Annotated in this window: 15 protein-coding genes; 9 read left to right on the top strand and 6 right to left on the bottom strand. The window is 45.7% G+C overall.

Translation table 11 applies throughout. The features are described 5' to 3' along the window. From ACRC32_RS02435 to ACRC32_RS02410, 6 genes are all read left to right on the top strand, one after another. Positions 1-218, top strand: a 218-nt coding sequence (locus ACRC32_RS02435) for a DUF2382 domain-containing protein (RefSeq protein ID WP_438552486.1), incomplete at its 5' end; no start/stop codon positions are given. Positions 219-354: 136 nt separating this feature from the next. Next, positions 355-792 (top strand): hypothetical protein, encoded by a 438-nt coding sequence (locus tag ACRC32_RS02430; protein WP_438552485.1) that lies wholly within the window; start codon positions 355-357, stop codon positions 790-792. Between the two features lie 142 nt (positions 793-934). Then, positions 935-1,456 (top strand): hypothetical protein, encoded by a 522-nt coding sequence (locus ACRC32_RS02425; protein WP_438552484.1) that lies wholly within the window; start codon positions 935-937, stop codon positions 1,454-1,456. A 7-nt stretch (positions 1,457-1,463) separates the two neighbouring features. After that, the gene (locus ACRC32_RS02420; RefSeq protein ID WP_438552483.1) at positions 1,464-1,661 is read left to right on the top strand and encodes a hypothetical protein; all 198 of its coding nucleotides are present in this window, start codon (positions 1,464-1,466) and stop codon (positions 1,659-1,661) included. Positions 1,662-1,877: 216 nt separating this feature from the next. Beyond that, the gene (locus tag ACRC32_RS02415) at positions 1,878-5,018 is read left to right on the top strand and encodes an MFS transporter (protein WP_438552482.1); all 3,141 of its coding nucleotides are present in this window, start codon (positions 1,878-1,880) and stop codon (positions 5,016-5,018) included. Positions 5,019-5,097: 79 nt separating this feature from the next. Continuing rightward, the gene (locus tag ACRC32_RS02410) at positions 5,098-5,832 is read left to right on the top strand and encodes a DUF1269 domain-containing protein (RefSeq protein WP_438552481.1); all 735 of its coding nucleotides are present in this window, start codon (positions 5,098-5,100) and stop codon (positions 5,830-5,832) included. Between the two features lie 71 nt (positions 5,833-5,903). Here ACRC32_RS02410 and ACRC32_RS02405 read toward each other — a convergent pair whose 3' ends face one another. From ACRC32_RS02405 to ACRC32_RS02395, 3 genes are all read right to left on the bottom strand, one after another. Further along, complete coding sequence (locus ACRC32_RS02405) at positions 5,904-6,110, bottom strand: hypothetical protein (RefSeq protein WP_317107483.1); 207 nt, start codon at positions 6,108-6,110, stop codon at positions 5,904-5,906. A gap of 103 nt (positions 6,111-6,213) precedes the next feature. Next, positions 6,214-6,402 (bottom strand): 30S ribosomal protein S21, encoded by a 189-nt coding sequence (gene rpsU / locus ACRC32_RS02400; protein ID WP_015154529.1) that lies wholly within the window; start codon positions 6,400-6,402, stop codon positions 6,214-6,216. 130 nt (positions 6,403-6,532) lie between these two features. Then, entirely contained in the window at positions 6,533-6,832 is a 300-nt protein-coding gene (locus ACRC32_RS02395) for an RNA recognition motif domain-containing protein (RefSeq protein ID WP_438552480.1), read from the bottom strand. A 425-nt stretch (positions 6,833-7,257) separates the two neighbouring features. Here ACRC32_RS02395 and ACRC32_RS02390 point away from each other — a divergent pair, with 425 nt between their 5' ends. The 3 genes from ACRC32_RS02390 (at position 7,258) to ACRC32_RS02380 (ending at position 8,716) form a co-directional block, all read left to right on the top strand. Beyond that, positions 7,258-7,437 (top strand): hypothetical protein, encoded by a 180-nt coding sequence (locus tag ACRC32_RS02390; protein ID WP_438552479.1) that lies wholly within the window; start codon positions 7,258-7,260, stop codon positions 7,435-7,437. Between the two features lie 113 nt (positions 7,438-7,550). Continuing rightward, on the top strand, positions 7,551-7,730 hold the full coding sequence (locus tag ACRC32_RS02385) for an NblA/ycf18 family protein (protein WP_015154532.1): 180 nt from the start codon (positions 7,551-7,553) through the stop codon (positions 7,728-7,730). Positions 7,731-7,921: 191 nt separating this feature from the next. Next, complete coding sequence (locus ACRC32_RS02380; protein ID WP_438552478.1) at positions 7,922-8,716, top strand: LmeA family phospholipid-binding protein; 795 nt, start codon at positions 7,922-7,924, stop codon at positions 8,714-8,716. Between the two features lie 12 nt (positions 8,717-8,728). Here ACRC32_RS02380 and ACRC32_RS02375 read toward each other — a convergent pair whose 3' ends face one another. The 3 genes from ACRC32_RS02375 to ACRC32_RS02365 form a co-directional block, all read right to left on the bottom strand. After that, the gene (locus ACRC32_RS02375; protein WP_438552477.1) at positions 8,729-10,315 is read right to left on the bottom strand and encodes a B12-binding domain-containing radical SAM protein; all 1,587 of its coding nucleotides are present in this window, start codon (positions 10,313-10,315) and stop codon (positions 8,729-8,731) included. 298 nt (positions 10,316-10,613) lie between these two features. Continuing rightward, on the bottom strand, positions 10,614-10,982 hold the full coding sequence (locus ACRC32_RS02370) for a hypothetical protein (RefSeq protein ID WP_438552476.1): 369 nt from the start codon (positions 10,980-10,982) through the stop codon (positions 10,614-10,616). 156 nt (positions 10,983-11,138) lie between these two features. Continuing rightward, positions 11,139-11,363: fatty acid desaturase (locus tag ACRC32_RS02365; protein ID WP_438552475.1), on the bottom strand; the 225-nt coding region annotated here is incomplete at its 5' end.

Genomic DNA, 11,363 nt, shown 5'->3' with positions numbered 1-11,363 from the left:
TTGACTTCCATGAGGGTGAAGTTGCCCGTGTAGAAGTGTATGAAGAAGTTCCAGATATTCATAAAGAAGCCTTCGTCAGAGAAGAAATCAGAGTCAAGAAGGTCGTAGAACAGGAAACTGTGCAAGTACAAGAAACGGTTCGTCGGGAAGAATTAGATGTCGATACTGAGGGTCGCCCAGTCGTCAATCGCGATTCTGATAACTTTCCACAGGTATAGTTCAGTGACCAATTATCAGTGAAAGCGTGACTGGTGGCTGGTGATTAGAAAAGATTCTAGGCACTAGCCGCGCTTCTACCAGCCACTGTTCTCTGTTCTATTGCTTCAATTCATTTATAAATTGTAGGAGGTAGAAATGAGTTTGATTAAAAGGTTTCGGAAAATTGCGATTGTGCTGATGTTAGTTTTGTCGATCGCTACAACTACAGCCTGTAGCAGTGCAGTTCAAGCCAAACAGCCAACAACAACGCTACCAACAGCTAGTCGGAGTGCAGATTACTCGCAAATCGCACGCGGAAATACTCAAGCCGGACAAGATTTTGGTGGTTGGGTCGTGCAAACGGCCAAGGGAATGGTTAAAGATGCCTATGTGCGCGACAACAATAAATTAGGTGTTGTCATCTCACCTGAAGTTCGCCCAAACGAAGTGAAGCCATTAGCAAAATCTCTAGCTCAAGGTTTTCGCCGCAATTTCCCCAACCAAGATTTGACTGTGTTGATGTACGCACCGGATAAAAAGCTAATTTTGACAGCTAAGTACGACACTCAAACTAATCAGATTGAATACAAGTAGCTGTTAAGTAAGTTAAAAGTCAAAAGTCAAAAAGGAAAAGCTTGATGTTGGCAAGCTTCTTAGATGCGAACATTGAGCAAGTCCAATGATTTTTTTATGTTTGACAGCTTAGTTAATAGTTTTGAAGAAAAGGAGAAAAAACATGAGTAGTAGCGATAAATATAGAAAAGAAGTGATGAACGATCTCGCTCAAGGTAATGTGGAAAATCTTGGTGATGCACCAGCGAACTTAGAGCAAGACTACGAAAACTTTGATGATTTTGCTCAACGCTCATCCCATGACGAACGCCGTCGCTTATTCGGACGCTCTTTCCATCCCGATCGGATTCCGACAAACCAGATGGAACCGGAACTGCAAAAAGCGATCGCCCAGATTAAACCAAATGAAAGAGATGATGTGGCGCGGGCTTTCTTCAAGCACTTAGGTAAAAGAGGACTGCACGAGCGCGATTTAGAAAAGCAACTAGGGCTATCTACCCATCACGCCCGCCGGATGAATGCCGACGATGTAAGTAAATTAGCTGCATTTGCTTATCACAACCATCCCGATATTTTTCAAGAGGTATTAGCGGAACAACCTGCATTCGTGAAATTCCTCAGCAATCCACTCGTCGGTGCTGCATTTGGTGCGATCGCGGCTAAATGGTTAAGTGGTCGCAAGTAAGTGCAAATTGTATCGGAGAGAGAGACTACTACAAGCATTAACCGAAACAAAGCCGAGAAATGGTTTTACTGTAACAGGTAAAGCTGGTTCTCTCGGTTTTGTTATAGAAGGAGTCGGGGCTATTTCTCCCAATTTTAACGGTCGGTTAAGGATGAATGACTTTGATTTTGGGAGCGATTACCTGCTTAACGATCGCATCAGCTAATGCTTTTAGCAATCTTCTTTGTGTGAAACAAAATTTTACTTTTGAATGTAACTTAAGCTCGCATCATTTCTAACAGCTTAAATACAATCCTTGAGGAGTAGAATATTCCTCACTTGGGAAAGTAGTAACGACCTTAGTTAATAGCTAAGCTGACAATTAAAGGGCATCTCAAATAAGAAATTTGACTTGCGATCGAGCATGAATGGAGTAAATCATATGTGGGAAATCGCAGAAATAGTAAAACAATTTGACTTTGCAAATCTTTACTTAGCACAAATTATCACAGAAGAAATTCTGACTCCAGAAGAAGCTGCTGCCGTCTTTTCTGGACCGCAATTCTTGGTGGCATTGATTGCAGGTGTAGTGATGGCGTTTGCCTTTCAACTCCTGTTAACTAACTTTTCCGTGGCTGTAGGTATTTCCGCTTTGGGTGGAGGAGATGCTGAGGATACGGATAATTTAGGCAGCACAGTCCGCAAAATCTCAGCCGCAGTGGGTCTGTTGGCTTTGTCAACTGGTGGCGTAGCTCTGTTCGTGGCTAGTTTTTTAGCAGTGAAACTCAGCTTAGTCAGCAGTGCGGTATTAGGGGCGATTATTGGGGTAGTCATTTGGTCTACCTACTTTTCGATCCTGTTGTGGTTAGGCTCAACTACAGTCGGTTCGCTGATCGGTTCTTTAGTCAGTACTGCTACCTCTGGTTTTCAAGGACTACTGGGGACAGCAGCTACCGCTTTGGGTGCTAATGCAGCGAAAAACCAAGCGGTGGACACGGCTGAAGCGATCGCCGCCGCAGTTCGGCAAGAATTTACTACGGGAATCGACCCAGACGCGATCGGCAAGACATTGCAAAAGTCTTTGGGAAATTTACAATTACCGCAACTGAATCTAGACGAGATTCGCGGTCAGTTTGAAACGATTCTCAACAGCTCGGATTTAAAATCTGTGGCTGATAGCGATTTGCTACGTAACATTAACCGCGAGACATTTGCAGATTTAGTCAGCGATCGCACGGACTTATCCAAACAAGACGTGAATCGGATTGTAGACCAGCTGCAAGGAGTTTGGCAGCAGGCGATCGGTAAAGATGAAGCAGATCCGCAAGCGCAATTAAGTCAATTTATCAAGTCAGCTTCTCCCGAACAACTCAATTCCAGCGATTTGAGCGAAAAACTAGAACAACTAGTACAAAGCAGCCAATCGAGCGGGAAGCAAAGCAACGGTTGGGGAAATCGAGCCGTGCAATTGGGTGTGAGCGCTTTGACAACAGCAGTGCTCGAAAGAACTAATCTGGCTGGAATTGATGTGGAAAATATTTCTGGTCAACTACAAAAATTTATCGATAAGTTACCAGAAGTAGATCGAGAAAAAATTTCCGGTCAGTTGCAGCAATTTAAAGAACAAGCGCAACAGCAAGCGCAAAAACTACCAGCACTACCAATAAATAGTGCTATCCGCAGCGATGTAGATGACTATTTGCTGAAATCTTACTCGTGGCATTTCAATCGCGAGACGATTAAGCAGGAATTTAGAAATGTTATCTACGATCCGCAAGCCGATCCAAGTAAAGTCAAGCGAGAGTTGGAACAGTTGAATAAAGACTACTTTATTCAAAAACTGAATCAACGCGGCGATTTACTTGAAAACAAAGTTCAAGAAGTGGCTCAGCAACTAGAAGAAATCCGCACGGAGATTTTGGATACGGTTTCTGCTGGTGCGTCACAAGCGCAATCGCAAGACCTGCGTAGCCGTGTAGAAAATTATCTGCGCTCGACTGGTAAGGAAGAACTAAATCCTGAAGGAATTGAGCGCGACTTCCAAACTCTTCTAGAAGATCCAGAAGCGGGTGTGGAAACACTCAGCGATTGCCTATCGCAATTCGATCGCGATACTTTGACTCAATTGCTCAAACAACGCCAAGATATTAGCGAAGAGGAAGCAAATAATATTGTCGGTCAACTCGAAAGCACTCGCGATCGCGTTGTTAACCGTGCCAAAGAATTGCAAGAACAGGCGCAAGCTAAAGCAACAGAAATACGACAAAAAGTAGAAGAATATCTTCGCAATACCAACAAAGAAGAACTCAACCCCGAAGGGATCGAGCGCGATTTTCGCACCTTGCTAGAAGATCCGCAAGTTGGACTGTCTGTATTACGCTCAAGATTATCGCAGTTCGATCGCGAAACGTTAGTTGCTCTACTTTCGCAACGTCAAGATTTGAGCGAGGAGCAAATAAATCAAACTCTCGATCGCCTTGAATCAGTGCGAGATAATATCTTACAAGCACCGCAGCAGTTAGCAGGTAAAGCCAAAGAGCAATACGACAAAACGACAACGGCGATTTCTGAATATCTGCGTAACACCAACTTAGAGGAACTCGATCCTGAAGGAATCCAACAGGATTTACGTAAAGTATTGTCAGATCCGAAAGAGGGAGCTGTAGCATTACGCGATCGCTTATCGCATGTCGATCGAGAAACCTTGGTAAAACTGCTGTCGCAACGGCAAGACTTGAGCGAAGAACAAGTCAACCGCGCGATCGACTCTGTAGAAGATGCAATTAACAGCATCGTGCAAGCACCGCGCCGCTTGGCAAGCCGCGTCCAACAGCAGGCGATCGATTTTGAGGCAACTTTAGAAGGTTATTTGCGTAATACGAATAAAGAAGAACTCAATCCCGATAGCATCAAGCGCGACTTGCAACTATTGCTTAACGATCCCCGCGCCGGATTCGGTAGCTTGGGCGATCGCCTCTCGCACTTCGATCGTTCGACGATTGTGGCTTTACTGTCTCAAAGAGAAGATATTTCGGAAGAAGAAGCGAATCAAATTGTCGATCGCATCCTTGCCGTACGGAACTCTGTTGCCGAGCAAATTGAGAAAATTCAGCGTAGCGTGCAATCAGTTGTCGATGGAGTCTTCGATCGCCTCCGCAACTACCTTAACTCGCTGGAGCGTCCCGAACTTAACTACGAGGGAATTCAACAAGACTTCACCACCTTGTTTGACGATCCGCAAGCGGGATTTGAGGCTCTACGCGGTCGTTTGAGCCAATTCGATCGCGACACGCTAATCGCCGTGTTGAGTTCCCGCGAAGATATTTCCCCAGCCGATGCCGAGCGGATTGTGGGTCAAATTGAAGGTACGCGCGATCGCGTTCTGCATCAAGCCGAACGCATCCAGCAAGAAACGCAAAAACGGCTGGAAGCTTTGAAACAACAAGCACAGGCAACAGCAGTAGAAACCAAAAAAGCCGCAGCTGGTGCAGCTTGGTGGTTGTTTGGTACGGCTTTGACTTCTCTTGTCGCATCTGCGATCGCCGGAGCATTAGCCGTGAATGGGATCGGCGGATTGTTTTAACCAAATAGAGACGCGATTCGATCGCGTCTCTGCACCCTTGAAATTTTGAAACTTGAAATTTTGAAATAGGAGCAAAAAAATGACTTTAGGCTACCACAGACGAGCAGTAGGCACATTTGAGCGGCGCAAAGACGCAGAACGCGCCCTGAATGAATTAAAGCGTTCTGGTTTTGGGATGGGTCGGGTTTCCATCATCGCCCAAGATGCAGACAGCAAACCTGATATTGCTGGTGTAGATGTCGAAGATCGCGATCGCGTTGGCAACAAAGCTGACGAAGGTGCGACGGCTGGAGCGCTCACAGGCGGAGTTTTGGGTGGTCTGACTGGTTTACTCGTGGGATTAGGTACTTTAGCAATTCCTGGCGTAGGTCCAGTGATGCTAGCGGGTGAAGTTGCTACAGCCCTGGCTACAACTGCGGCTGGTGGTGCGATTGGTGCGGCTGCGGGTGGTTTGCTTGGCGCATTAGTTGGTTTGGGGATTCCCGAAGAAAGGGCCAAAGTATACAGCGATCGCGTTTCTAGAGGACATTATTTAGTTATTGTTGATGGCACTGATGACGAAATCGTCCATGCAGCCAGAATTCTCGGCGGTGGCGGGATTCAAGAATGGGGTGTATATAACAACCCAAATGCGACCACTACCCGCACCGATGTTGTGACTGATGTAGAGCGCGTGAATCCGACTAGACCGGCTTACCGCACCGAAGGCATTGTCGATAACGTCAACACCGCTAACCCCACCTACCGCACCGAAGGCAGTGTTGACGACGCTCCTGAAGTCATTATTGTCGATCGTCGGGGCGAGACGCACTGAACCGGCATAGTATTGAAGTTAGCTACTTAAGAAGTGATGAAGAGCGGTCGCTCTGGTTCTAAACAATAGCTTTAGCTTGCTAGATCGATCGAAGCATCTCGGTGAAATCGAATCACTCGTGAGAGTGAAATTCGATAATGGGTGGAAGGACATACTGTCAGTGCGATACTATCTCGCTCGGAAACTAGTATTTGCTTGACAGTACAGGCTTGTCTTTTGTTATTGCAGTAAGCAATAATGCGATCGCCGATTTGAATATCCAATACTTGAATTTTCATGACTTTGCTCTGTTAGGGTTTTCCTAACGTTTGCTAAATTCTGCATGTGGTACAACAATGATGCTATTTCAATCTATAAAAACTGAAATTTCAGACAGCTAGCTTAGTAGCGGGAACGTCTTTTACGCTGCTTATGCTTAGCGAGTTCCTTACGTTTATGTTTTTCAATTGGCGTTTCAAAGTGACGATGTTTCTTGATGTCTAAAAAAATCCCTGCTTTAGAAACTTCGCGCTTAAATCGACGCAAGGCTGACTCAATTCCTTCATTTTCACCCAAAATAATTTGTGCCATCTATTCTCCTCTCACTTGAGTAAATTAGGATAGAATTTGGGCAATTTATCCTGAAATTAAGTTGTTAGCAAAAAAGGGTAGACTCCCGATCTACCCTTAAACCTTAGAGTTAAATTATCTGTCTTAAAGCTTAGTAGCGACTAGAGAAATTACCTCTGCGATTACCACCACCGAATGAGCCTCTGTCTTCTCTAGGCTTTGCCTTATTAACCTTCAGGTTGCGCCCCATCCATTCAGCACCATCGAGAGCATCAATGGCAGCTGTTTCTTCCGTATCTGTATCCATTTCCACAAAAGCAAAGCCGCGCATCCGACCAGTTTCGCGATCCGTTGGGAGTTGCACCCGCTTTACAGAACCGTACTCTGCAAAAGCAGCACTGAGGTCTTCTTGCGTTACCTCGTATGATAAATTGCCGACATATATAGACATATGATTGTCTCCAAAATCAAAAGGTGTAGAGATTTAGATTTCGGAGAGAAGCCTGTTAATGTTAAAAACAAACGATATAACCGAATTTTAGTCTCACCTACTATACTAGCGCACTATTGAACTCTCGCACGAGAGCGATCGCGTCGGAATGGGCGTATTGAATACATCTTAGTTAATGATAAAAGACCTTCGCCATATTTCAACAAGCTGTGTAGACGATCCCTCCGGCATCGCTAGATGTATGTGCTCAACAGCCTCTGGTGCTTTGTTTTGTGGAACTTTGCTCTTGATTTATATAGTTGGAATCTAGTCAAAAGATACATAACTCCGATTGAGTGCGGTCAAGACTAGTCGTTGAAATATTCAAGCAGATCTACGGAAATATTTTGTTATAATAGTTTACATACGCTTACACGAGGGCATCCATGCGCTACACCGATAAAGAAGGGAATACCCTCAACCTGAATGAATGTATGATTGCCGATAGCTTCTTGATGGAGCCTGATGTTTATACCTGCGAACCACTGGAAATGCATTTTAACCAAAAAGGAGATCTCAAAGCAGGAAAGAGACCGAACAAAGTAGTAGTTAGCAAATCTTTGTAGTGGCGATTAGCTCAGTATGACAATAGCGAGCGAACTAGGTATCTAGCCTCAGACAAAGATATTTAGCTAGACTCGATCTTCTAGTTTTCGCCCCAGTGGGGCAGGAGTCAGCGATGAATCAGCCCATTAAATTATCTATAGAGCAAGAATTTAGCCTCAGAAGCTTTGCCGACCAAGTACAGCAAATGTCCCGCGAACAAGCCCAGGAATTTTTGATTGTGCTGCATAAGCAGATGATAATTCAGAAAACAATGTACCAGGAATTTTTGAAGCATGAGTGGCATCTGGACTAGGACGGAATCTCCAGATACAGTCGGGAAATAAATAACAGGTGTAAAACACCTCCCATCAGAAAAACTGCCCTGAATCTAGAGGTCACTTTATTATTGTTTCCAATGTCCTGCTAGCATCACTGCTTGAGTACCTGCTTAACTAGCTGCTTAGCATCTGCATTCAGTCGAAGAACTTTCATAGACGCATTTCTATGTTCAGCAGCCTAACTAGTTTAACTAATCCTATGGGAAGCGATTGGGGAGAGCGCCTACTCAACACTGTTGCTAACAAAACAATTCGCTATCTATTCACTCAAAGCGAGTCAGTAGAAGTCTCGATCCACTGCTATCCTTCCAGTAAACTCTTGCAGGGTAGCATCGACAGCTTCAAAATGAGCGGTCGGGGACTCGTTATCCGCCATGAATTTCGGGCGGAAGAAATGACCCTCATCACTGATGCCATAGCGATTGACTTCAGTAGCCTTTTGCGCGGTAAACTAGCTTTAGCGCAACCCACCCAAGCTATTGTTCGAGTCACTCTCTCAGAAGCAGGGATCGATCGCGCTTTTGAGGCAGAGGTGGTGAAAAAGCGCCTCCAAAACCTCTATCTACCTGCTTTATCCGATATATCTGGTGGCAATTCAGTCTCTTTTGAAGCTGTGCGGCTACAGCTATTACCCAACAATCGGGTACAGATTTGGGCTAATGCCGATCTAAGCAACGGCAAACTCGTGCCGATTAGTCTGAGTGCAACCATAACCATCGAGCGACGACGCCGCCTTGCTTTTTGCGAGCCAAAGTTTGAAGCAGATAGCGTACCAGAATCTCAACGAGAAATCTCTCAAACCCTAAGCATCATATTGGTAGAGATTTTAGATCGCATGGTCGATTTGGATCGCTTCGATCTCGATGGCATCACGATCCGACTCAACCAATTGGAAACCCAAGAAAAACTATTGATTTTCAGCGGCTACGCCCAAATTGAGCGCATCCCCGCCAACTCCTAGTTTGCTAGGAAATCAGGTGCTGACATGCATCAGTGCTTTAACTGGTAGCGTCGCTTCTGCTAGTGGATCGTAGCCTAGCTGCTGGGTAATCCGCTCTCTTGCTAAAGCGCGGTACTCCCAGAAATGCTCTCCAGCCGCACACAGTCCCAGATACATATTCAGAACTTGAGGTTTTGCACGCACGATTACCCACAGTTGTCGCCAAAATTGCGCCCGAATTTCAGCTCGTCGCCAGCCCTGATGCCAGATCAACCGTGCTAATAGCCGTAGCCCCTTGCCTGGCGCAAAGTGCATACTCTGCTTTCGCCCAGCCGGGGGAACAATGTTAAGGCATTGGTCAAAACAGCGCTTGAGATAGTTTGCGGGTTCGTACAACATCCAGAAGCCTTCTACATACTCTCTAGCAATTTCAGCAACTGGTCGAGTGGGAATGAAATTCATCAACGTGTTCTGATCCCCGACTTGGGTGACACCAACGCCCTCTAATAAGCGCTGTTCTTTTTCCAGCCGATTCCAAAGGGCAGTATTAGGCAATGCTTGCAGAATTCCTAGCATTGGTTGAGGAATACTAGTTTGTTCCACAAATGCTTGAATTCGTTCTCCAGCACCCGAGCGTTCTCCGTCAAAGCCCAGGATAAAACCTGCGTAAATTAACAATCCTGCCTGATTAATCTTGCGACAGGCTTCTATTAGCGGGTTACGGGTATTTTGCAACTTGCGAGTGGTTTGCAGGCTATCAGTATCTGGCGTTTCGATACCAAGAAAGACGGCGTAGAACCCTGCTTCTTGCATGAGTTGTAGCAGTTCATCATCCTCTGCTAAGTTGACCGAGGCTTCAGTAATGAATGTGAAGGGATAGCTGCGTTGCTTCATCCAAGGAATCAATTCTCGTAGGAACCGTTTGACATTGCGCTGATTCCCAATAAAATTGTCATCGACGATGAAAAGCGACCCCCGCCAGCCTAAGTCGTAGAGATTTTGCAACTCTGCTAAGGTCTGACTTGGTTCCTTAGTGCGCGGTTTACGACCATAAAGCGTGATAATGTCACAGAATTCGCAGTTGAAGGGGCAGCCGCGAGAAAACTGAATCGCCATCATGAAGTAGGCATCCCGCTGGAGCAGATCGAAGCGGGGAATCGGGCTAGTGGTAACGTCAGGCTTCTCGGTAGCGCGAAATATTCCTTGTTCTTGACCTTGGGAGAGTGCTTCTAGAAATTGCGGGATAGTTAGCTCGCCTTCATCCAATACCAGGTAATGCGCTCCAGAGGCGAGGGCATCTTGAGGGACTGAAGTTGGATATGGTCCCCCCACTGCCACCTTCTTGCCCAACCGTACAGCTTTTTGAATCAGGGCATGGAAGTCCGGTTTCTGAACCAGCATGGCAGAAAGAATAACCATGTCGCACCACTGCCAATCGCCATCTGTTTCCTGGTTTACATTGCGGTCATAAAACCTAATTTCCCAATCCTTTGGCAGCATTGCCGCAACTGTAATAATTCCCAATGGCGGAATGACTGCTTTGAGTCCAGCCATTTCCATACAGCGATCGTAAGACCAGAAAGACTGGGGAAAACAAGGGTAGAGCAAGAGTGCCTTCATATACGAAGTTTCCTCGTATGGACTGGATTTTAAGTGTGAAGAAGCGCGATCGCATCAGTGATGTCTACTTCTGATGGGAATAGGAAAGCCTCTGACACTACAATCAATAATGGTTTCAGATACTTGCTTTAGATTAACGTAAGTGCAACTTCTACCTGCTACACTTAGCATTTTACTGGAATCAAGCCCAAGTTCAGCAGGCAACGAAGAATTTTTTTCTATTTCACAATTGCAGGGCATTGTCTTGGGCAAATAAAGTCACAGCCAGCTGGAAAATGCGCTCGTTTCCATCAAATAGTCAAGCCGATCTCTCACCCAGGTGATGCCATATACCTAGTGGAGTAGACAGCGACCAATCCGCCGCCAAGCGTCTGCGGAAGAGAATTGCCCCTAAATTAGCGCACAGGCAAATACTGCCTAAGCATAATAAAATGTATGTAGGAGCCATGACCATCCCAACCAGGAACCAAGTAAATACGTGTAGCATCATCGCTAAAGCAAAGATACTAGCAATTCCAGCGGCTTGCCACACCTGAGCAGCTGGGCGATGCAGCACCGCAAAGATTCCTGTTAACGATGTAGCAACCAGATTGGCTGGAATCAGAAATGCACAAATGCCAATGCAGTAGTGCCTGGAAAACTCAGCTAATGTATTGAAGTCGAACATTAATTCTCCTAAGTGAAGCTGTCAAATCTTAGACAGGGCTTCGACATATATCTCAAATCATAGTGGGATTTTGAAAGGTTCGCATCCCTAAATAGAACGACGTAAGGCTTGAAAAATAGCATTAGTCTCTTCAACAAGCCAAGATTCGAGTGCGCGTTATGAGGCTGTTGGTGGTAGAACAATTTTTCGAGCTAACCCCATTTGCTTCAGGAGCAGAATTGTCCACCAGGTCAGATCGATTTCCCACCACTTCCAACCCGCTTTTGCCACGTTGGGATAGGCATGATGGTTGTTGTGCCAGCCTTCCCCGTAGGTGAGAATTGCTGCCCACCACAGATTACGAGAATTATCATCGGAGTCATGGCTGCGGTAGCCAGTGAT

The organism is Chroococcidiopsis sp. (assembly GCF_051657925.1).
Taxonomy (GTDB): domain Bacteria; phylum Cyanobacteriota; class Cyanobacteriia; order Cyanobacteriales; family Chroococcidiopsidaceae; genus Chroococcidiopsis.
This window is presented reverse-complemented; position numbering and strand designations above follow the sequence as displayed.